The organism is Mesobacillus jeotgali (assembly GCF_900166585.1).
Classification (GTDB): Bacteria; Bacillota; Bacilli; order Bacillales; family Cytobacillaceae; genus Mesobacillus; species Mesobacillus jeotgali_A.
Map to the genome: position 1 here is coordinate 1,422,320 of NZ_FVZC01000009.1, position 23,031 is coordinate 1,445,350.

Consider the following 23,031-nt stretch of genomic DNA (forward strand, 5'->3'; position numbering starts at 1 on the left):
TTCTTACAAAAAGGAATATAAAATCACCATTAACATATTCTAATTGGTTCAAAAAGTCGTAACCACAAAAATGAAAAGCAGCCTAGACTGGCTGCTATTATTATTTAATAGAAAAGCCATCAAACAATCTGCCTCCAGATTCCTCTAGAATTCGTTCGGCCAATTGTACAACCAGTTCTTTATCACCGGTTCTGTAAAAAATTTCGAATGAGCTTGTAAATTGTTCTGTAAAAACAGGATCAAATCTCCTTAATTCCCTGACTGCCCACTTTGACTTGCCGATCCACCTTTTGTTAACCCTAAGCACAAATTCATGAAGTTGGCCGGCCAATTCGTTCGCGATAAAGATTTCCTCAGCCTTGTTATTCGATCCAATCAAATCATCGAGGGTGTCTGTAATAAAATATCTTTTGATTTCTATCTCTTCTTTTGTCCATTCATCAGGCCCTTTTTGGAGGATACTTTTTGCTTCATCAATTATACCGGCCAGGAACTCTCCATCCCTAATAATCTGGCCTTCTGCCACCATTCTCGGCAAACTGGGCCTCGCCCTTCTGACATCATTTTGAAAGAATTCTCTACAGGTATGTATATTGTGGACAAATACCTCGATCGGCCATCCGTAATCGATCAATGATTCCCTGTATGCAGTGGGGATTTCCTTTATAAAAACAATAATATCCAAATCGGAAGTAACTGTTGCTTCCCCCCGGGTTACACTCCCCGCCAGCATTGCTCCATCACAATCAGGAAATCGGTCATCTATAAACTTCTTTGCGGCCTCAATTCGGTGAAATCTCCCTTTTTAACTTCATAATAATCCCCCAGAAAATAATATATAACGGTATTATTATATAAAATCAAAAGTTTGTCGACGGGATGATGAATGTTTTAACAAGTAATCCGGGTGGTATCCTACAAAATAAAAGCAGTTTAATCAGGAGGACTTCAATTATGGCCGTTTCTTTAAAAAAATGGGTTATTCCTGCTGGAATGGCAGTTATGTTGATCTCTGGATGCAATAGTGATGAGGCTAAACATGGAGCCAAACAGCTAGAGGAAGAAACAAAAAATGCAACAGAGGCAACCGAGGAAAAATCTAAAGAAGTTGTAGATAAAGTCAAGAAAGAGACTCCAGGAATCATCCAGAACATGAAGGATTCCTACAAAGAAAGTGAACAGCAAGTAAAAGAGAACACACTGCAAAATGGGGATAGTGCCACTATCCAAAAAGATGCCTATCTTGCACTTTCCCAAGAAGCGTACGATGAACTCTATGAATTAATTGAATTGAATGATATAGAAGGAGTGGACAAGATTGTAAAAAATCAAGATGTAAAGGAAATCAAACAGGGCAGCGAAGCCGAAATCCTGGAAAGAGACATCAGACGTACCAAAGTGAAAATGAAGGATTCCGGTGAAGAAGGATACCTTCCGACGAACTTGCTTGAACCTGTTAAGTAACTCACTGAAGACCCTGAGGGATTTCAGGGTCTTCAGTTTTTGTCATTCTATTTTTCTAAAAAAGTATCTGGCATGACAACAGCTATTACTTCTCCCCTTGCACATAAGGCCTCACCTGAAAATACTTCTGTTTCTACACGATACTTTTTAGGATGGATCTCATGAACAATTCCAATCGCTTTCAATTCAGTACCATGAGGAGTTGGCTTCAGGAAATCGACATGCAGCGAAGCTGTTACAAACCTTGGCGGCTCTGCCCCCTCACCTGGTTCTTTTCCATTTTTGCGATGGAGATATAAGGCAGCTGAACCTGTGCCGTGGCAATCAACAAGAGAACCAATGACCCCCCCGTACACGAAACCCGGCAATGCCATATGCTCCTTTTCAGGTTTATAAATAGTGATTGTTTTCTCTCCGTCCCATCCTGTGCGAAAGTGATGACCATGTTCATTCATCCTTCCGCAACCATAACACCAGGCAAAGTCCTCTGGATACTCATCCTGGATTGCGTTCAACACTTTCTCTTCCAATACGGTTCCTCCTAATCATTCCATAGTCAGTAATACTTTCTCTATTAATTATGAAATTCCTTTAAGATTTCAGGAATATATACTAAGTCATCCTATAGAAAAAATTTAATTTAAGTTTTTCATTCTATACACTAAAAATCTTTCATTTGGATTAGGCTCTGGCAATTTCAATTCGTATTCCAGCTCAAATGGTGTTTGCGTCTCCAAATAAAAGATATAGTCTTCCGAGGGAAAATAAAGAATCAAATCAATTTCCCTTGGGTCTTTTTCAAATGAAGTCATGATATTATTGACAACTTTCATCATGATTTGTACCGTAAATGGATTGAAGAAATAGAATTTATTTTCAAGATGTGAGATTTCATAATCCTCTGCCAAAGTACAATAAAAGTGAATAGATTCTGTTCTGTTCCGATGGTTTTTTAAATAACATTGTTTATTTTGAAGCGCTTCAAAATAGAAAGTTTCATTCATCTCAATACCAGTGACATTTATATTGAAATGATAATTAAGATAAAAATTTAAACGCCCTTTTCCAGATCCGAAATCTACAATTTGGTCATGGCGGTTTAACTTATACTCACGGAAAAACAACTCTAGTGCACTATATGGAGTAGGTTCGTACCGATGATAATGCAAAGATGGCATAAACCCTTTCTGTGTGCCGGCAGTTTTTATATTCAGCATTTTATCAAACTGTTGTTCATTCATTAAATTGACTCCACTCCTCAAGAATCTTCTATTAACTAATTATTCAAAGATCCTTGTTTTTACGCACCCGAACTTCCTCCATTTTTGCATAAAAACTATCTTCCAGGTCTATATCAAAATAATTATAAAACTTTAGTAAATAGGCTAGACAATCGGAGAGTTCCTTGCCAATATCCTGTTTGATGCTTTCCCTTGCCATCGAAAAAGCCGCCTCCTCATTGAGCCCTTCCTGAACAAGCCCTTGTGTAAGGTTAAAAGCCTTTATAAGTTCTTCGGCTACTTCTGCTACTTCTGTGGTTAATAGTAAGTAGTTGTTCAAAAGGGAAGCTCTGCTCTTGCTATAATCCTCAGAACTTATTTCCCAGCCCATATCTTTTTGATATTCCTTCGCATATATTTGTAACTCTTTCATTTTTCCACCTCTTTACGTAAAATTAACCAGATATGCATTTATATTCAGATATATACAGTTTAACTTACAGGACATAATTCAACATCCTATTAATACATAGAAAATTGGGGAAAATGGATGCATAAAAAAAGCAGCCAAAAATAGAGTGGTAGTTGCAGGTAGTGGAATTGCAAGCGTATTGCCGGGGTTTTTAAAAGGAGTCATTGTAATAGAAAAAGACCCAGAAAACAAGAAGGCCTCAACTAGAAAAGGCGTCCCAAAAGGAGCACACAGGTTGTTCCCATGACGAAAAGGTTTACAGTCAGTTCATCAATGTATTGCATCTACCATCTCCTCCTTTCAGTCTCGCCAATCCTTTTTTTGTCGCAAGGATTTTTCGTCGTTTAAAACAAAACCTTGACAATAAGCGTACGAGATTTTGTTTAATTTTACCGCCATATTCTAATCAAACACTAAATACAATTAAAGTGAACAGCAAATATTGAATAATTTCCCAAGATTAATATGTCCCATTATGTCACAATATGTGTTAGGGTTTAGATTAAGGAAGAAAAATATGGGTTATTCGACTTTTCTTAGTCACCCCCTTTACGGAAGGAGTGCTAGAAATGGAGAAAATAAGTGTTTTCCTTGATGATTATCGTAAAGCACCGGAGGGCTATGTCTTGGCGGAAACGATTGATGAATGCATATACCTTCTCAGAAATTATGATATCGACCATCTTTCACTTGACCATGACCTTACAAGCAAAATAAGAAATGGCACTATGCTCGTAGAAATAATGATTCAAAAACAGCTGTATGCAAACCGGATTACAATCCATTCCGCTAACTCGTATTGTGGAAAGGCCATGTATAAAAGTTTGAAGCAAGCCCAACTAGACTGCCTTATGCCCCATACAATAAATATTTATTTACGCCCCATGCCCCTGCATTATTAATGAAGCATCCTATGACCCTTACAATTTCCTTTTTCTTTCTCATATTGAAAATTCCTTCTGTTTATACTTGTAGGAATGTTTTAGACTCAAAAAGCAAACAGAGAGTTTCTCTTTACAGATGATAAATAATTATCTATAAAAACTTACTGTAAGGAGAAGTGCCTTCTCTTTGTTATAAGAAACCATACGAATATCTGTTAATCATGCTGATTTTAAACAGTCTTTCAGTTTTAGTTTATGAAGCTGCTGCATTATAGATCCTTTCCCAGCTGGTTAAACCGTATCGAAGGAAAGAATATACGCACTTACCGTCATTGCTATAATAATGAGAACAGCTGCCAGCCAAAAATCGATATCAAATAATAATATGGTCCCAGATATTGATAACCACATAAGAGAGATGCTCAAAATTTTATTTTTCGATGTGATTCCGTTTTTCTCTCGGAAATCTTTTATATATCCTCCTAACCATTTATTCCTGATTAATTTCAGGTAAAGTTTCTCGGAAGCTTTGACATAACAGGCCGCACCCAGCAGAATCAAAGGGGTGGTTGGCAATAGAGGAACCAAGATTCCGATGACTCCCAGGATAATTGAAAGTGTCCCAATAAAGATTAAGGTGGCTTTTACTGCGATGCTCATCGTTCATCCCCCCAGTTGTTATATTAATCAAACTGCCCGACAGGTATCCCTGCTTCTATGTAACTCCTAATCAGCTTCCAGCCGAAATCGTAGGAGAATGTTTGAAAAAATAGATTGTAAGTTTCCATGCTTTTTCCATCAACAATCAGTTTTGCAATAATCACTGCCATTATTTCATGATCCCGGAGCTGGATCCTCTTTATCTCTTTCAAATCCCAGGTGGCCCCGTTACCTTTAACAAAATTAAATCCATGCTCCCATCCCTGAATTGACTCTTCATACCCAAAGTCTGAAATTTTGTCTGCAGTTATTTCCCTTGCCTGGTATTCTAGTGAAATCATTGATTTTAATCCGGTTAAAGAAGAAGTTCGCCATGCTTCCAAATACTTTTCAAAAAAGTGATTAAAGGATTCTTCCATTTCGCCACCTCTAATAAAACAACATTGAGAAAATTATCCTATATCCTTATATTGTTTTCAATACATTTGAAAGCAATTCATAAAGAAAAGCTGCTCCAATTGGAACAGCTTGAATTATTTAAGAGTAATAGAATGTCTAGTATAATAATGGCTGTATCGATAGAAAAATTCAACATTTGCCTCTTTGCCTTCTACAGTAAAGGTGTATATACTCCTGGTTGGCTCTACCTTTTTTTCGTATGCAATATCCTGCTCGGCAGCATATTCTTCTAAATAGGATTCCAACTCTTTTTTCTTTATTGTATTTGGTGTTCCAGAGAGAGTCATCTTCTTCTCTGAAATAAATGTTTCTATACATGTAAGTAGTTCTCTTTTGCTTATATTCATTATGGGGTACCATCAGTCCTTTTCAATTTAATTTATATATTTCCTAATAAATTCCAATAAAAAAAGTCAGAAAAGGAGTAATTTGCATTAGTCCTTTTCTGACTTATGATCTGGTTCTATGCCCACTCATTGCTATCAGAAATAGTAATTTAATTGTATCAGTAAGTAAAGCAAAAATTTATTAAATAAGTATGATTAAGAGTTTTAATCATTACCCTAATAAGTATGGTAACATCTTATTTGCCATAAAGCAAGGAAGTTTTATTTATGGCCGCAGTACAAATAAAGTGTAGCTCTTATCCTGATCAAAGTTCCAGTCCACAAAGTAATCACTGATATCTGCGTTTAAATATATTTCATAGGCATTTCTATGGTCATTGATTACCTTCTTTTCAAGATTCCGTTTGGCGATTTTCAAAGTTTCCTGAAATCCCAATTGAATGAATTCTTTTTCCAGGCTTATTAAAATGCCATGCCTCACAATAACCAGAGTACGTTCATTTAATAATTTGCAGTATGTTTCTTCTGGCGCCTTCTGTATTTCCATGCTGAGCTCGACGGTTTCTCTTTCTATAAGCTCTTTATTATTAAAGTCTTTGAAATTATATGGCCGGTCATTTTTAAAAACAAACAAAAACATGCCTGATTTGGCTTCCAGGTTCCAATCGTAATAAAACTCCTTAATCTCATCTTTCGTATTTATCTGGATAAATGATTTGATTTGTTCCTCAAGTGTTTCCATCATTAGGTCTCTTGTCTTTTGGACATAGACACTTTGTTTATTTGAAATTAGGGTGTTCTCCATTGGGGATAAAAAATTGGTGATATAGATGGATACAAACGGACGGGAAATGGTGCAAAAGACATTACCGGGACCACGCCCGAAATTTTCTCTTAATATTCGTCCAATATAACCACTGATTTCTTTTTCTAATTCTGTAATATCCATAATCTACCTCGCTATGCAATTTACTCCTCTTTGTTTTTTCCCTAATCATGAAGGAACAAAACCATCAGAAGAATCGTACTTAAATTTAGAAATAATCCACTGAATTATGTATTAATTAATCATTATATTTACGATAGATAATGGGAATATTACTTCATGAATCAAGGGGGGACTAATGCTTGGAATTCACTCATAATACAATAAAAATGACAGCAGCGGAACTATCTTATTTATGGGCAACATATTTAAGCGATACGATGTCAGTTTGTGTATTAAAGTATTTTTTGCAAAACATTGAGGATCCCGATATAAAATTAGTGGCGGAGTTTGCACAAGACCTCTCACAACAGCATGTAGATAAAATAAAATTCATGTTTGTCAGAGAGGGCGTATCAGTTCCACATGGATTTACAGATCAGGATGTCAATTTAAAAGTACAAAGATTGTTTTCTGATATTTTTTATCTTAAGTACATAAAGAATATGGCCGGTGGAGGAATTGGCGGATATAGCCGGATGCTTCCAAATATTTATCGAGATGAAGTGAAATCCTTTTATTCGAAAGCACTGATGTCATCAATGGAGCTTGAAAAGAAAGCCTCACTGGTTGCACTGGAAAAAGGATTGGCAACACGGCCGCCATGTATTCCTTATCCAGAGAAGGTGGAATTCATCCAAAAGCAATCTTTCTTTCTTGAGGGTCTTGGCCGCAGGGGGTCACTTTCTGGAACAGAAATAACCCATCTTCATTTCAATATTGAAACCAACCAATTGGGTGCAGCACTGTCAACCGGATTTAGCCAGGCTGCAAAAACGAAAAAAGTTAAAAACTATTTCCTCAGAGGAAAGGAAATTGCCATAAAGCACCAGGGAGTCTTCCAAGATTATTTAGAAAAAAACTCGCTCCCCGTTCCTCCTGGATTCGAACAAGAAGTCACACAATCAACGGAGTCCCCTTTTTCAGAAAAGCTGATGATGTTCCATTTTAGCCTTATGATTTATGCGGGTATTGGTAACTATGGAATGGCTATCTCTGAGAGCCAAAGAAGCGACCTCGTAATCGACTACTCTCGATTAAATGCAGAGGTACTAAAATATTCCGAAGATGGAGTTAATATCATGATTGCAAATGAATGGTTAGAGCAGCCCCCGCTTTCAGTAGATCGACAATATCTTACGAAGAGCTAATTCGAGGAACCACCCAAAATGGGTGTTTTTTTTTATTCAACCGCCAATAACCTGCAGGTTGAATAACCGAGTTTGATCTATCTGCAACGGTAGAGGCAAAAATTATTGAATATATTCCCACTCACTATCCCATAGATAGAGTCGGAGTGAAACTGACTTATTTGATATGAATTCAATACCCTCAGATTCAAGCATGGACTTCTGCGTAAGGAACATTTCTTCATTCCTAAAAGCAATTTCCCCTTTGGCATTTATCACTCTATGCCAGGGAAGATTATATTTTTCTGCCATGGAATGGAGTATTCGGACAACCTGGCGAGCTGCTCCAGGACTTCCAGCGGCTTTTGCGATTTGACCATATGTCATTACTTTCCCATAAGGAATTTTTTTGATGATTGTAATTACCTTCTTTGTAAAATCTGTCATAGGGCCACCTCCTTCTGTAATAATATATCATTAAAAATCCCTGGCCTGAGAGCCAGAGATTACGACTTAGCCGAATAGGATTTGAATTTATTAATGATTCCCCAACACATCAATCCGACTAACCAGTATATCGGGAAGGAATAAATGTGTTTCCATATGATTTCTTTATATATCCCTAGATACACCATAAACGGCTCCGCAACAAAAGCCAGAAACAGGGATAACAAACCCGTAGCAATGAAAAACTTTTTAAAAGACTTACTGAATCTTTCATATAACATCATGAAAGGGATGATGACGACTCCAACGTCATAGGGATATAGCTGAGGATTCAAATATGGTGTCAGCCTTACTGGATAGGTCCAAACCATGGCATTGCTGCCGATTGAATCTAAAAAAATAGCTGTAACACCATAAAACAAACCAAATGCTGTATTTTCGATCAGTTTTGTTTTATCGACCTTAATCCACCAGATAATAGCCGGAATAATGGAAAGAATCACAAGGAACCACCATTTATATGTAAGGTAATTATTCTGCTGCCAATATTGCTTTAATACCCTATGATATTCTGCTTCAGCCTCCAATAATTCCTGCAATGAAATCGAACCTGCAACCATAAAATATTCATTCAGTTGGTGTCCTAAAGCACCAGCAATGGAAGTAAACATATAATCACACCCTTTGCAAATAGAGTGCGATTTTATGCTGCTTATTATGTAATTTCACCGTTTACTTTGCTGTTTTATTTCTTGATAGACCTTGATCAGCCGGTCCGGCGTTGCATTAGTAAAAAACGAATACACTCCTCGTGTTGTATGGAGGTAAAGGAACCCGTTCCTTCCGGACATGTTTTTAAATGAGATATCCAGAATGTCATGAAGGTAAAAAATCTCTGAAGCTGTGGTGATCCTGTCGTGATACATTCGAATGAACTGCTCATTTTCTTCATATATTTGCTCATTATCCTGAATTCTTCGCGTGACTTTCAAATAACTATGTGAACAAAGCACTAAGCACCCTCCTTCCAATTTTTGTATTCCCGGCCCTCATTATTTTACTCATGTTGTTTAGCAATGACTAATATATTTAACAATATTAGAGAGGCTTCTAGAAGAGGGGGATATTATTGAAGTGCATCGGTGAACTTTTGAATCAGGAGAAGTATCGTGCATATGGGAGAATTGCGATTATCGAGAATAAAGAGGCAATCTTAAAGGTATTTGGATTTCGAAGTCAAAAGTGGCTTGATGTATGGGATATTGATTCACGTATCCTAACCCTATTTTACAAATCCTATGAAACAGAGTTTGATTGGTTCATCGTTGTATATGATTATCCCTCTTTCTGTGCTGATCATGATATTAAGGAAGCAATTATTTGGCATGAACTCGGTCATATCGAATATCCTGTTTACGAACAAAAGGTTAATGTTGATAGTGAAATTCAGTGTGACAGCCTTGCTATTATTAATGGGCACAAAGAAGGCATCCGCAAAATCCTGAACCTTACCCTTAAGATGGCTAAAACACTTAACCATGAAATTTTAACCCAAATGACTCTGGAAAGACAAATGAAATTGTCGGGTTAAATTTTGCATTGCCCATAAACTTAAAAAGAGAGACCCGCCATCAGCGGGTCTTCTTGTCAACCAGTATTCCTTAAACCAGCAGCAACACCGCTGATTGTCAATAATACCTGGGTCAATAATTCATCCTCAGGGTCTTCATCCTTCCGAAGTTCCTTAATTAATTCCACTTGAATGAAGTTTAGCGGATCGACATATGGATTTCGCCTATGAACTGAGTCCTTGATATTCGGTGTATGATCAAGCAGCTCATCATCCTCTGTTATTAGGAGCAGGATGTTCTTGGTGCGTTCGTACTCCTCAAGAATGTTACCGAAAATCCGGTCAGCAATAAGTTTATCCTCCACCAATGTTGTATATTCCTGAGCGGTGGTTATATCGGCTTTCATCAACGCCATTTGTAGATTATCAACTGTACTGCGGAAGAAAGGCCATTCTGCGTACATTTCCTGCAATAACTTCAGGTTCTCTGGACTTTCCTGCGCAAAGGTTTGCAAGCCAGAACCAGCTGCATACCAAGCAGGAAATAGCTGCCTGCTCTGTGTCCACGCGAATACCCATGGAATAGCACGCAAGTTTTCAAATTTGCTGCTGTTTTTACGACTCATCGGCCTTGATCCAATATTGAGTTCTGCGAGCTCTTTAAGCGGGGTAGCCTGATTGAAATAAACCAGGAAATCAGGATCTTCAAAAACTAATGATTGATATTTCTTTAACGAAACAGAAGAGATTTGTTCAATCGCCTCTACCCATCTTTTATCTCGAAGGTGGCCTTGTTCCGATTCCTTCAAAACATTAGCTGCCGCCTTCATCATAGTTGATGTGGCCTGCTCCAGACTTCTGTATGCAATGTCTTTCAACAGGTAACGGGAAGAAAGAACTTCCCCTTGTTCCGTGATTTTTACCCCCTGGCCAAGGGTCTCTACTGGCTGTGAAAGAAGGCTCCTGTTCAGCGGTCCGCCTCCCCGTCCTAATGATCCGCCTCGTCCATGGAAGAACTTCAGCGCGATTTGATATTTCTCTGCCATCTCATTAATTTCAAGCTGAGCTTTGTATAGCTTCCAGTTTGCTGTCAATGTACCGCCATCTTTGCTTCCATCCGAATATCCAAGCATGATCTCCTGCTGATCTTCCATCTTCTTCAAGTGATTGCGGTATAATGGCAAATTAAATAATGTTTCCATAATCTTGGGACCTGCAGTTAAATCATCGATTGTTTCGAGAAGAGGAGCGACATTAAGATCTGTTTCCAGCGTACCGTCAGCATGGAGTCTATAGATTCCAGCTTCTTTTGCGAGTACAAGCACCTCTAGTAAATCGCTCGCAGATTGCGTCATACTTACTAAGTAAACCGAAATCGAGCGTTTTCCGAATTCTCTGTGCGCACGTTTGATCATCTGGAATACCTCGAGCATTTCCTGCGTCTCTTTAGAGTAATCCTCATGAAGCAGAAGCAATGACCGTGGATCCTCGAGAATCTTGACAAGCAATTCCTGCTTCTCCTCTTCTGATAGGGATGGATAATCCTGGGCGACTCCTACCTTTTTTAAAATTTCTGATATTGCTGCTTCGTGTTCCCCGCTGTGGTTTCGGATATCAAGTGTGGCAAGATGGAATCCGAACAGCTGAACTTGTCTGATCAATTTTTGTAAAGTTTTAAGTTCATGATTTACCGGATGATGCTTATAAACACTTCTTTTAATGACAAGAAGGTCATCGAGCATTTCTTCTGATGCTTTGTAGCCGATGTCTGATTTACCCGCTTCTTTAAGCCTTTGAATGATGACAGCGAATTTTCGTCGATACACCTCGCCTTCAACATTCCACTTTTGATCCTCCGTTAGATATTTCTCCTCATCCCTTATAACAGAATGAAGTAATTCTTCACTTACAGCTGCACGTGTATTTGAATGGCTGAATCGCTTCATCAAATCAACTAAGACAGCTTTATATTTTTTAAGTACCAGGCGTCTTTGTCTTTGCAATGTTTCCCATGTTATTTCCGGGGTTACATTTGGATTTCCATCCCTGTCCCCGCCAATCCATGATCCAAAACGTAGGAAATGCGGGACTTTCCATTCATGTTCCGGATAATGCTCCTTCAGGCTTGTTTCTACCTCTTGATGGATTTCAGGCAAGACATCGAACAATGTCTGGTCAAAATAATATAGACCATTCCTGACTTCATCGATGACCGTCGGTTTGCGGTCCCTTAGTTCATCTGTCTGCCAAAGGACAGAAACTTCATTAAATAAGCTTTCCTCGATGCCTTCTCGCTCTTTTTTGGACAGGAGCGGATTATCTAGGCTTTTAAGAATATCAGCAATCCTTTTTTGGATTTCAAGGATTGAACGCTTGGTAGCTTCTGTAGGATGTGCTGTGATGATCAATTCCAGGGAAATGGTATTGATAACATTTTGAATAATATCTGAGGATATATAATTCTCTTTTAATGAAAGGATTGCTGCTTCAATAGAGCCTGGCTGTGCGCTGATTTCAGACTTAAGCAGATAGTCGCGGCGTCTGCGGATCCGGTGATTTTGTTCCGCTGCATTGATTAAATGGAAATATACAGAAAATGCGCGGATAATGTTTTTTCTCATTGGAACAGATAAATTCTGGATTTCTGCTTTCAATGCAGAATAAGTGTCAGGGTCATTTTCATTTCTGAGTGTTTTACACATCGCCCTGATTTTTTCTACTTTTTCGAACAATTCTACCCCGCCATGATAGACAAGTATGTCCCCAAGGATGTTTCCAAGCATTTTTACATCCCTGCGCAAAGGCAAACTGCTGTCGTTTACTTCAATTCCTGATGTCATTTTTTCACCTTCCTAAAACTTGTGAGAATATTTTAAATATTAATATATCACAAAAGCAGCTATTATGTGAAATAATAAGCATATCGACTAGCATAAACTCTGATCTAACGTTGCTATATCGAAATACTTTGACAGTTTAAATACTACTATAACATTTTTCCGCCAAAATGCCCTCCTACTAAGAAAGTTGCAATTTCATTGAAGCTCTTTGTGGTTATACGTATATTTAAGAGAAGGGTTTTGCAAGGGAGACTGATATCCACTTATACGTAAACGCTCTTGGTTTTATTGACACCCTTATGACCATGTAGTGTTCTGTTGATGATCGGCACCTTATCAAGTGACAAACAAGGTCATAAGGATGCGTTTTCGGTTGATCGAGACCCTTATATGGTGACCAACACGGGTATAAGGGCGCGTTTTCGGTTGATCGGCACCCTTATGTGCTGACCAACACGGTTATAAGGGTGCATTTACAGTGGATCAGCACCCTTATGCGATGACCAACGCGGTTATAAGGGTGCATTTACAGACGATCGGCACCCTTATGTGATGACCAACACGGTTATAAGGGTGCGTTTAGGGACTATCGGCACCCTTATGTGATGACCAACACGGTTATAAGGGTGTGTTTACAGTGGATCGGCACCCTTATGTGATGACCAACACGGTTATAAGGGTGCGTTTAGGGACTATCGGCACCCTTATGCGATGACCAACACGGTTATAAGGGTGCATTTACAGACGATCGGCACCCTTATGTGCTGACCAACACGGGTATAAGGGTGCGTTTACAGTGGATCGGCACCCTTATGTGCTGACCAACACGGTTATAAGGGTGCATTTAGGGACGATCGGCACCCTTATGTGCTGACCAACACGGTTATAAGGGTGCGTTTAGGGACGATCGGCACCCTTATGTGATGACCAACGCGGTTATAAGGGCGCGTTTAGAGGCGATTGGCACCCTTATGTGATGACCAACACGGTTATAAGGGTGCGTTTAGGGACGATCGGCACCCTTATGCGGTGACCAACACGGTTATAAGGGTGCGTTTAGGAAGATCGGTACCCTTATGTGGTGACCAACACGGTTATAAGGGTGCGTTTAGGGACGATCGACACCTTTATGCGCAAGCCAACACGGGTGTGTTTGGTGTTGATGGACATCTTTATGTGTTGGCCTACTGCCTTATATGCGCCAGGTATCTTCAGCCCGATTGTCTTCATCAAACACCCCGCGGGACCCAATAAAGAAAAAAAGAGGCGACTCACAGGTCCAAATGATTCAACCTTTGAGTCAGCCTCGATAAAATCAGTGAAGGCATTAAATTAATTGGGTCAGCTTGCTTTGTCTTTTGTCTGTGGTTTTCCTGTTACAATTAATTTCATTGGCTTTAATGCTTTTGTTTTTCCAGCGAAGTTCTCAGCGACCGCAATCAGGGTATGCGTCCCATTATCCAATTTCAGTTCAGTCCTGAAGGTGCCTTCCCGTCCAGTTTTAACCGCGTTAATCAGTGTAACTTGGTTTCCGCGCTGTTCGTAAATATTGACGGTGGTTCCTGCAGCTGCTGTCCCTGCTATTAATGCCGGCTCACCTTTAACTATCATTTCTTCTAGCTCCCAAATTGGTGCTTCAGGTATATCCTGCTCTGCATCTTTAGACCACCGCAGCGCATTTACGAATATTCGTCTGCCATCCTCTGTCCAGCCATATGCCGGTCCTGACATATTGGTAACAGCAAAGGATGACATAAGCAGGTGCATATGCTGTTTGCTCCTGAAATCAAACTCGATTGAATCTCCTTTTTTCTCATTGTCGACAAATAAGCTTGATACAGGAATACCTGTATAATTTTTAAACGTCGAATATGGACTCTTAGCGGTATGAACTTTGACCATGCCATTTTCGCCAAACTTGATGCCGGCGAATATTGGATGGTTTTCCGCTCCGTCGATATAAACCGCACCTTCATTATATCCCTGCTGGTTCCTTTCAGGACTTCCCAGCACATCCCCTAGCACTGAAATAGAACCATCAGCAATGCCCCACGTCCCAGTGAAAACCAAGCTAGTTTTATGCTCATCGCTTTCCTTGATCAACTGTTCAAACTGCTCCCTGGTTCCTTTGTTCGTATTAACTAGAATGTCATCGTATTTTCCGACATGGCCGAGGATGTCCCAGCCTTTTTCTTCTGTAAAGAGCTTTTGAGCGTTTAACAACTCTGTCAACGAACCATTAACATCGCCAAGGACAGCCGCTTCAAATGCATTGATTTCCGGGTTCAATTCCAAATCTTCATTTCCAATTTCTATTTCTATTTTTTCTTTAAGATAACCCTCTGCAATAACCTCAAGTGTATAGCCACCTGGCAATAGGTCTTCAAAGAGATACTCACCTTTATCATTACTGGAGCTTTCCAATCTGAATTCCGGCTCGTCCTTTGGAACCAAAATTAATTTTGCACCAGCTACTGTACCTTTACCTTTCTTGTCGGTGATGATTCCTCTTAGATTCGATCCCTCAATCGCTTCTAGTGTAAAACTGACTTCGACACTGTTTCCAAGTTCCTGGATTCGTGCTGGCTTTGTTTGTTCTATAAATCCTCTTGCCAGTACCTTCAAGTTATACTCACCTACGCCAATCCCAAACTTATACTGTCCAGCGGGATTGGTTGTTGTTTTATAGCTTGTTCCCTCAATGGAAACGAAAGCACCTGCAATCGGCTTGCCTTGACTGTCTCTGACTTCTCCCTTGATTTCCCCTTGACTTGCGGTCAATGCATAATCAATCGAATTCAAGTACACTTTTTTTGCACTATCCGTCCAACGATCATTTGGATTTCCATAAGAACCGATATGGAGGGCGGACAGAAGGATGTGGACACTATTCGAAGAACTGAACCTATAACCAATAGTGCTTCCCAGTTCTCCTTTTTCAGGATTTGTCAATGATGCCAGCGTGGTTCCGCTATAATTTTTATAGACTGAATACTGTACAGCCCCTTTTGAATTCAAGAGGAATGGAACTTCTTCTCCTTTGTTGAATCCTTTCAAGATCGGGTGGTTTTCGTTTACTTTTAAATTGATTTGTTTATCCGCATAACTTTTCACAAGGGCTTCCGGATCACCATAGGCTTCACTCAAATCTTCTATTGTCCCCCCGTAATTTGCCGTAAAAATCATGCTGACTTCATTTTCATTTGCTTTTTCAACCATTGCCTTAAAGGTATCTTCTTTCATGGAATAAGAAGTGTCATTCACAATGACTAGTTTGTAATTTTGCAGCTGTTCTATCAGACTTTCATATTCCGCATATGGATAGAAATCAAAATCATATCCATTAGCCTCAAGGAATGGCAAAATCCTATCCTTCTGATAAGGGTTGGCAAGAACCGCTATTTTTTCAGAAACAACCATTGGGATATTAAGATATGACTTCTGCCCCGCAGTAATTTCGACTGACTGGTATATTGGCTTGTAGCCTGAAGCTATGACTCTTATTTCATAGCTTCCTTGAGGAAGTGTCGCCTTGAAACTTCCTTCCTCATTTGACTTCACTGTTACAGGAGTGCCAACTACTTCAACACTTGCCCCTTCAATCGTATCTTTCGTTGAAGAATCGATAACTTTCCCAGCAAGTATACCTGAGTCGACTGATTTGACAGTAAATTCTTCTGCCAGCGCTTTGCCTTTATTTATCGTGACTTTAAAATCTTCTGCTTCGTGCCCATAGGCTTGAACTGTAAGGGTATAAGTTCCTTCGTCAAGAGCGGCAAAGAATTTTCCCTTGTCATCGGTTTGATAGGTTTTGCCTGTTTCTTTCACCTTGACCGCAGCTATAATAGGTCCGTTTTCATTACTGACAGATCCATGGAGTTCGCCTACAAGAGCCTCTTTTTCATCCAATGCCCAATTCAGTGCATTATCCAATAGCTGCTCCCTGGCACGATCAAAAGAATCATTAGGCTTGAAAACATGGCTGATTGTCATATTTGCGAGCAGGATTTCGACTGAATCGGTTGTTCTGCCCTTGTACGCGACCATACTGCCTTTCTCACCTGTTACATTATGTGAGAAATCCACAACAGTCTTTCCTGAATAGCCATCAAATCCATAGTAGTAGCCTGACTTGCCAGGAATTTCAATTGTATCTCCAGGTTTGAATCCTTTTGTCAAAGGATGTTCACCGAGAATCTTTCCTTGTGCTCCCGCTTTGTTATTATGTTCAAAAATCGTTTTAGGATCTTGATTGAACTCGTTCAAATAACGAATTGAACCACGACCGCCTGCCTGCCCGGTCCAGATCACTGATATTCGTTTTTCATCCAAAGCTTTTTGGAATGCCAGAAAATCTTCCTGGGAAGGTACAAGGCTTGGTGCATAATCTGAGTTGGCAAAAATAACATCGAGTTTATCCAACTTGTCTATATCTTGATAATTAAGGTATAAAACCTTGTAGCCTCTTTCCTCAAGATATTGTTTATATGTTGTTCCTGAGGCGGTAAGATCTCCGATTACTCCAACTGTGGGCGATGGTCGTAATTTTACATTCAAGGAGACTTTTTGATTATTTGAAACTTTCACGGTGACATCCTGACGTACATACCCTTCCTTTTCAATCCTTGCTGTATATTCACCCGGCTCGATTTTTGGAAGTGTATACTGCCCTTGTATGTTTGTCATCGCTTCTCTTGGTTTTCCAAGAAGGTTGATTTTGGCATCCTCAATCGCATTTCCATCCTGCGAATTTTCAACAGTTCCGGAAATTGTCCCGGCAACGTCAGAAACTGCAAGTTGTATATTTTTCGGTTCACCATCAACCTCAGCATCCGCTTTTATCGTTTTGGATGCATATCCATACGCAGTAATTTCTATATCGTACTCACCAGTTAACAGCGCGATTGAAAAGCTGCCATCCTCACTGCTCGACTGTGTTTGGAACGGTTGTCCCTTTACCTTGATATCTGCCCTTAGGGGATTGCCTTGTTCATCGACAACTGTTCCGCTGATCACCGGGTATTTGACGTTTGCTGCCCATATTACCGAGTTGATGAGAAGCTGTTTGCCTTCCTCTGTATAATCCTTTGAGCCATGGTAATAGCCAAAGCCATGGCCACTCATCAACAATTCAACGCTTCCGGCTGTTCTAGGCTTGTAAGCGATACCTAGACCATGGATCGCATCCGATCCTTCGTGTTTGATTTCCGCAAGCGGATAGCCGCTGTAGTCTTTAAAGTATCCAATATAGCTGGCAGCTGGAGACAGGATTTCTACATGTTCCCCTGCCTTTACTCCATTAAAGATTGGATGTTCTTCGAGAATCTTATATTGCGCGGCTTCTGTTGTTTTCCTGATCGTTTTCAATTCTTTTGGGTCATTCCTGTAATTCACAAGCTGTTTTATTCCTCCACCCCAGACGGCATCTCCAAAAATCAGGCTGGTCTGTGCTTTGTCAGCAGCAGCGAGCACCTCATCATTGATTACAGATGTACTTGGGTCGTTGAAGAAAATTACGTCAAACTCAGCCATTCTCTTCACTAGATCAACTGGCTGCACATCTTTGACGCCTACCCCGATGTCTTTAAATAGAGCCTTAAAGTTTTTCTCTGAGGAATAATAATCACCTACAACCCCAACAGAAGGCATAGGATTTAGCTTAAGATCCAGCTCTCCAGTATGGCGTGCTATATCAATACTTTGCTTACTGGTGATGTATCCTTCCTTGCTAAAAGTAATTACATGGTTTTCTTCCTCGAGGCCGGAAATCTCATATCGTCCATTCGCTGCGGTTTTTACATCAGCTACCATTTCTCCTGCTTTATTTTTCACTGCAATATTGACATCTGAAAGCTCCGTTCCAGAAATATTATCTTTGACAATACCTGTAAGAGTGCCTTTCTCTGATTCACCAAGTGTAATTTGAATGGATGCCGGCAGCCCTTTTTCCACTTCGACTGTCTCTGTCCTGGATCCCAAACCGTTCCCACGCACCTCTAGCTTAAAGGTTCCTTCATCATGGTAAAAGGTAAAGCTTCCATTTGCATCAGCTTCCGCTTTGACTCCTGTCTCTAAGACTTCAATGGACGCTGCGACTGGATCTCCTGCTGAATTAACTACTTTACCAGTGATTTTTCCATATTTGGCGTTATATAAATAGTCAATGCTGTTGAACAAAATCTGCTGCTGTCCACGCAGCCAGCCTTTTGAAGATTCCCATGGCACTGTTGCATGGCTTGATAATAATAAATGCGCACTTGCCTCCGAGACTGCGTTGTAGGCTATACCTGAGCCTGCAAACCCCAGGTCAGTGGTGCCAATTTTACCGATTGTTCTGCCCGTATACTGATTAATCCAGGCAAAATCCGCGTTATTTTCCAATACATTGATTCTGTCACCACGCTGATACCCCTTGAAGATCGGATGTTCAGCCTCCACCTGTACTCTGACCTCTCCTCCATCGTAATCATGGCCAAGCTCTTTTGGATTGTTGAAGTAATCTTTCAAATGGTGAATGGACCCATAGTTTGAGCCCCACTGGTCAGTAAATATGATGCTGACATTATTGGTTTTAGCTTTTTCTACCAACTCTTTAAACTGGTTTTCAGAAGGTTTGGCACCATCTGACCCATAGCCGCCATTTAAGTAGAGTACTTGATAACGGCCAATATCTTCAGCCAAATCCCATTCCCGTTCTTCCGCGGTATAGCCATTTACATTGAGCAAAGTCGTGATTTCACTTTTATAATCATTTAAGACCGCAATATCCATTGGCTTCAGATCGATGGTTAGATCTGTTTTTCCATTGGCTTGAACAATGATTTCCCTGCTTTCAGCTTTATATCCTTTTACTGAGATTGTTGCAAAATAGGTCCCTTCAAACAACTCTTCTCCTGAAAATACACCTCTGCTGTCTGTTTTACCCTTCACTGGTGATTCTCTCAGTTCAATCTCGGCCCCTTCTACTGGCCTTCCTGTCCGCTGATCTTTAACCAGAATGGAGAAAGAACCTTTAGCTGCATCTTCAAGGACATAGTTTTTCGTAAAAACATAGCCTGATGAAAACGTAAGCTGTTCGGTAATTTGTTTTTTACCATAGGATGCAACCCGGACTTTATAATCGCCTGGTGTATTTTTAAGTAAAAAGCTCCCGTTATCGTCAGTCTCAACTGAATCCCCAGTGCGGACCACGCTTACAGAACCCTTAACCGTATTTCCACTCGTATCTTTTAGTCTGCCCTGGAAAAGGCCAGGAGATTGATAGCTTTGCACACCGGTCTGGTAAGGTACTAAAACCTGTCCCGGAAGAATCGGAATACCAGAATTACTGTAAACTGGCAAGCTGAAATCCTTTAACCTTTCACCGGTATATACATCCAAAATTGATAGGTTCCCGCTTGTTCCCGCAAAGAATAAAAGTCCGTTTGCTGAAACAGTTCCATTGTTCATCGTAGTTCCTACAGAGCGATTATTCCAGAGTTCCTGGCCAGTCTTCGCATTGAATGCGCGCAAGGCTGGCTGAACAGCTGACCCGATTACAACTATATTTTCATAAATGACAGGAGACCCTGCCTGAGTATCGCCGATTTCAGCAGCTTTCCATTTTTCTTTACCCGTTTTCGCGTCGAAAGCATAGAGAGTACCGGCTTCTGTATTGAAATTGGTGCCAGTCACATAAAGTGTCCCCTTGTCGTACACCGGTTTGGAAGCAATACCTTCATTATCTAAAGTTTTACTCCATACCTCGGTTCCGTCTTCGATACTGAGCCCTCTCAATTTCTGGTTGTCATAGCTTCCTATAAATAACATTCCTTCGCCAGCAGTTGGTCCAAAATAGGCAGGGCCACCAAGTTCAACACTCCATTTCTTCTCACCAGTGTCTGCATTCAATGCAATCAGCTTTGCATTTTCAGATAGATCGGATCCTATGAATACTGTCCCATTAATGTATAGTGGAGATTCATAGACTCCTAGTGCCCCGGTATGTACCGTCCATACAATGCTGCCAGATTTTAAATCAAGGGCATAAACCTTACCGTCTTGCCCACCCGAAAGATAGATTTTGTCTCCTTCGATCGTTGGTGAAGACCTATTAGTGCTTCCAACTTTTACGGCCCATTGCTCTTTTCCTGTTACAGTGCTCACCGAAATGACATATCCGCTCTCAGTAACCAGAATCATTATCCCGTTTGAAGCGGCAGGTGTGGAAAATAAGATTTTCCCTTTACCTGTTGTATTATAATTCCATCCCTCTTCTAATAAATCCACGTCTATAGCATTTCCTGATACAGCATTCCGGTGTATATTCCCGTTCGCCAACTCCCAGCCTTTATTTGGCTGTGAAGAATTCGCTTTTACCACCATTTCAAGGTTGGTATCCTTACTGACATTTATTTCTTTTGCCAAACCGGTTATTCCTTCTCCGGACACTTGCAGAACATATTCTCCCAAAGGCAGATTTCTTATTTCAAATTTGCCTTCGGAATCTGTGCGATATGAGGATAGAGGTGTCCCTTTTACCCTTATAAAAGCAAAAGGAATACCCTTTCCGGATTCATCCTTTACACTGCCTATTAAAGTAAACATATGAGCATCTTCCAATACCCAGTTCACTGTTTGTGTTTCGCCCTTTTTCACTACTATTGTGGACTCAAAATCCTTATATCCAAAGGAAGTCATTTTAATCCTGTGGCTGCCTTCCCTGATCTTGAATTTAAAATCCCCTTCTTTGCTAATGTCATATGATAGGCCTTCTTCTCTTATTTCAAGTTTTCCTGCAAGTGGCTTTCCATCTTTATTTGTCACTCTGCCGGCCAGTTCCCCGGCGAATGCAGCTTCTGTGACTGCCTGGTATATGTTCATGATTCCGCTGCCATAGGAATCATTAGGCAATTTCCCCATATGTGGCTCTTTTCTGCTGGTCTGCTTAAGTGTTTCTTTAATCTCCTCCACTGTCAGGCTGGGATTCGCCTGCAACAATAGTGCTACCGCGCCTGTGACATGGGGAGTTGCCATTGAAGTGCCACTGATTGTATTATATTTTCCTTGATTCTTTTTGGCTGGCCATGCTGAATAAATCCTGTGGCCAGGTGCAGAGATATCAGGTTTAATCAGACGTTGCTCATTTCCAGTTTGATCTTTCCAGAAAACAGGCCCACGACTTGAAAAATAGGCTGTTTGGTCATAGATATCTGTTGCCCCTACTGCAAATGTTTCTGGGAAGCTTCCCGGGGAACCAATTGTTTGTGAACCAGGACCATCGTTTCCAGCAGCGAAAGCAGGGAATATCCCAGCAGAAACCCATGCTTTTACATCTTCATAGAATTCCAGATTATACGTATTGGAATTTCCCCATGAATTATTGACTACGTGCGGGGCCTTTGAAGGATCCCCTCCTGGAGCCAGGAACCATTGAAATGCCTGGTGGATTGCTGATAAGCTTGTAGACCCGCCATCGTTAAAGATTTTGGCTGCAATCCATTCTGCTTCAGGAGCTACCCCAATCGGCTCTCCGGCACCACCGCCAACCGCTGTTCCCGCAACATGGGTCCCATGACCATTCCCATCATTTGGCGTTTTATAGCCCTGTCCCGATAGGTCAATCCAAGAATATTGATGATTGCCATCACGACCGCGGTAGTTCTGCCTGAGGGTTTCGTGGTTTCCATCCACGCCGGAGTCCATAATGCCGACAACTATGCCCTCCCCTTTCAACCCATACTGTCCCCAAACTTTTGGAGCAAAGATTTTTTCCAGTCCCCATTCTGGCAATCGAGGAGGAGCCTCTTCCTCGGTCACCTCTGGGAGACTGAGAGTTTTATCAAGAGTGATTTGTGCAATATCATCACGCTTCTTCAATTCATTCAGTGCTTCCTTTGTTAAGGAAGCACTGATTCCATTAATAATCCAGAGTGAATCCTTTTTTTTGGCTTCTCCCTTTGTTTCTAAAACATCAAGTGCTTTTTTGATTCCTTTTTGAGAGTTATTCGCTTTTTCTATGAGGTGGTCCTGGATGGTATTGATTTTTGCAGCGCGGTTTTTCATTGCTTTTACCTGTGGAAATATCTCTTGGAGGTTTGGCTCGTCTTTCATCCTGATTATGACATCTACTTCTTTTTCCTTCTCAAAGGCATTAAGGAGAGCTGCTTCTTCTTTCACTTCAGCTGTTGGTTCTTCTTTTCCCTTCAAAGGTGGAGGTTTAATTCCCAATCCATACAAAAGGTTTGTCAACCCTTCATTTCCTTCGGTTGTTTCTTGAACTTCTGTTTCTCCGGAAGCATATTTCTGCTCCCGCTTTTTCTCAACAACTAGCTCTTCTTCCGAAAAACTCTTTGGCTTCTGTTCGGCGGCAGATGACATTGAAGATGAAAAGGATGAAAAAATCATTAACATTGCAAGTAACACGGCCGAAGTCTGTTTTACAATTTTCTTCGTTCTTCTTCGCAATTTTCTTGCACCCCCAGTAAATTAGATTAACGAAGAAATACTGCAAAATTTTGTAAAAACCTTTAAATTTATAGAATATTTTTACAATTCTGATAAAAATACCTCTT

At 40.4% G+C, this 23,031-nt stretch carries 17 protein-coding genes; 4 read left to right on the top strand and 13 right to left on the bottom strand.

The genetic code is table 11. From position 1 onward, the window contains the following. Positions 1 to 100 precede the first annotated feature (100 nt). On the bottom strand, positions 101 to 787 hold the full coding sequence (locus B5X77_RS17185) for a nucleotidyltransferase domain-containing protein (RefSeq protein ID WP_079509166.1): 687 nt from the start codon (positions 785 to 787) through the stop codon (positions 101 to 103). Positions 788 to 954: 167 nt separating this feature from the next. On the opposite strand from B5X77_RS17185, the gene B5X77_RS17190 reads away from it, so the two are divergent. After that, a complete protein-coding gene (locus B5X77_RS17190) occupies positions 955 to 1,464 on the top strand; it encodes a hypothetical protein (RefSeq protein ID WP_079509167.1) in 510 nt (169 codons plus the stop codon). Between the two features lie 47 nt (positions 1,465 to 1,511). Here B5X77_RS17190 and B5X77_RS17195 read toward each other — a convergent pair whose 3' ends face one another. From B5X77_RS17195 to B5X77_RS17205, 3 genes are all read right to left on the bottom strand, one after another. After that, complete coding sequence (locus B5X77_RS17195; protein WP_079509168.1) at positions 1,512 to 1,994, bottom strand: PaaI family thioesterase; 483 nt, start codon at positions 1,992 to 1,994, stop codon at positions 1,512 to 1,514. 105 nt (positions 1,995 to 2,099) lie between these two features. Continuing rightward, the gene (locus tag B5X77_RS17200) at positions 2,100 to 2,705 is read right to left on the bottom strand and encodes a methyltransferase (protein ID WP_079509169.1); all 606 of its coding nucleotides are present in this window, start codon (positions 2,703 to 2,705) and stop codon (positions 2,100 to 2,102) included. Between the two features lie 43 nt (positions 2,706 to 2,748). Further along, positions 2,749 to 3,117, bottom strand: coding sequence for a MazG nucleotide pyrophosphohydrolase domain-containing protein (locus B5X77_RS17205; protein WP_079509170.1), 369 nt, complete (start codon positions 3,115 to 3,117; stop codon positions 2,749 to 2,751). Between the two features lie 608 nt (positions 3,118 to 3,725). Between B5X77_RS17205 and B5X77_RS17210 the strand changes: the two genes are divergently transcribed. Next, a complete protein-coding gene (locus B5X77_RS17210) occupies positions 3,726 to 4,058 on the top strand; it encodes a cyclic-phosphate processing receiver domain-containing protein (protein ID WP_079509171.1) in 333 nt (110 codons plus the stop codon). Between the two features lie 273 nt (positions 4,059 to 4,331). Here B5X77_RS17210 and B5X77_RS17215 read toward each other — a convergent pair whose 3' ends face one another. The 4 genes from B5X77_RS17215 to B5X77_RS17230 form a co-directional block, all read right to left on the bottom strand. Further along, positions 4,332 to 4,700 (bottom strand): YbaN family protein, encoded by a 369-nt coding sequence (locus tag B5X77_RS17215; RefSeq protein WP_079509172.1) that lies wholly within the window; start codon positions 4,698 to 4,700, stop codon positions 4,332 to 4,334. A gap of 23 nt (positions 4,701 to 4,723) precedes the next feature. After that, the gene (locus B5X77_RS17220) at positions 4,724 to 5,119 is read right to left on the bottom strand and encodes a flavoprotein (RefSeq protein WP_079509173.1); all 396 of its coding nucleotides are present in this window, start codon (positions 5,117 to 5,119) and stop codon (positions 4,724 to 4,726) included. A 114-nt stretch (positions 5,120 to 5,233) separates the two neighbouring features. Next, positions 5,234 to 5,506 (bottom strand): hypothetical protein, encoded by a 273-nt coding sequence (locus tag B5X77_RS17225; RefSeq protein ID WP_079509174.1) that lies wholly within the window; start codon positions 5,504 to 5,506, stop codon positions 5,234 to 5,236. 265 nt (positions 5,507 to 5,771) lie between these two features. Continuing rightward, a complete protein-coding gene (locus B5X77_RS17230; RefSeq protein ID WP_079509175.1) occupies positions 5,772 to 6,455 on the bottom strand; it encodes a Na-translocating system protein MpsC family protein in 684 nt (227 codons plus the stop codon). Between the two features lie 179 nt (positions 6,456 to 6,634). Between B5X77_RS17230 and B5X77_RS17235 the strand changes: the two genes are divergently transcribed. Then, positions 6,635 to 7,642: a DUF3231 family protein gene (locus tag B5X77_RS17235; RefSeq protein ID WP_257391839.1), complete on the top strand. Its 1,008-nt coding sequence runs from the start codon at positions 6,635 to 6,637 to the stop codon at positions 7,640 to 7,642. A 102-nt stretch (positions 7,643 to 7,744) separates the two neighbouring features. On the opposite strand, the gene B5X77_RS17240 is transcribed toward B5X77_RS17235, so the two are convergent. From B5X77_RS17240 to B5X77_RS17250, 3 genes are read right to left on the bottom strand one after another with little or no spacing between them, the layout of a single operon-like run. Then, positions 7,745 to 8,068, bottom strand: a complete 324-nt coding sequence (locus B5X77_RS17240; RefSeq protein ID WP_079509176.1) for an MGMT family protein — start codon at positions 8,066 to 8,068, stop codon at positions 7,745 to 7,747. Between the two features lie 59 nt (positions 8,069 to 8,127). Beyond that, the gene (locus B5X77_RS17245) at positions 8,128 to 8,739 is read right to left on the bottom strand and encodes a CBO0543 family protein (protein ID WP_079509177.1); all 612 of its coding nucleotides are present in this window, start codon (positions 8,737 to 8,739) and stop codon (positions 8,128 to 8,130) included. 54 nt (positions 8,740 to 8,793) lie between these two features. After that, positions 8,794 to 9,081 carry a hypothetical protein gene (locus B5X77_RS17250; protein WP_079509178.1) on the bottom strand — a complete coding sequence of 96 codons (288 nt, stop codon included), beginning with the start codon at positions 9,079 to 9,081 and terminating at the stop codon, positions 8,794 to 8,796. 116 nt (positions 9,082 to 9,197) lie between these two features. On the opposite strand from B5X77_RS17250, the gene B5X77_RS17255 reads away from it, so the two are divergent. Then, positions 9,198 to 9,659, top strand: coding sequence for a hypothetical protein (locus tag B5X77_RS17255; RefSeq protein ID WP_079509179.1), 462 nt, complete (start codon positions 9,198 to 9,200; stop codon positions 9,657 to 9,659). 56 nt (positions 9,660 to 9,715) lie between these two features. Here B5X77_RS17255 and ppc read toward each other — a convergent pair whose 3' ends face one another. Next, complete coding sequence (gene ppc / locus B5X77_RS17260) at positions 9,716 to 12,478, bottom strand: phosphoenolpyruvate carboxylase (protein WP_079509180.1); 2,763 nt, start codon at positions 12,476 to 12,478, stop codon at positions 9,716 to 9,718. A 1,341-nt stretch (positions 12,479 to 13,819) separates the two neighbouring features. Continuing rightward, the gene (locus B5X77_RS17265; protein WP_079509181.1) at positions 13,820 to 22,924 is read right to left on the bottom strand and encodes a carboxypeptidase regulatory-like domain-containing protein; all 9,105 of its coding nucleotides are present in this window, start codon (positions 22,922 to 22,924) and stop codon (positions 13,820 to 13,822) included. Between the last annotated feature and the right edge of the window lie 107 nt (positions 22,925 to 23,031).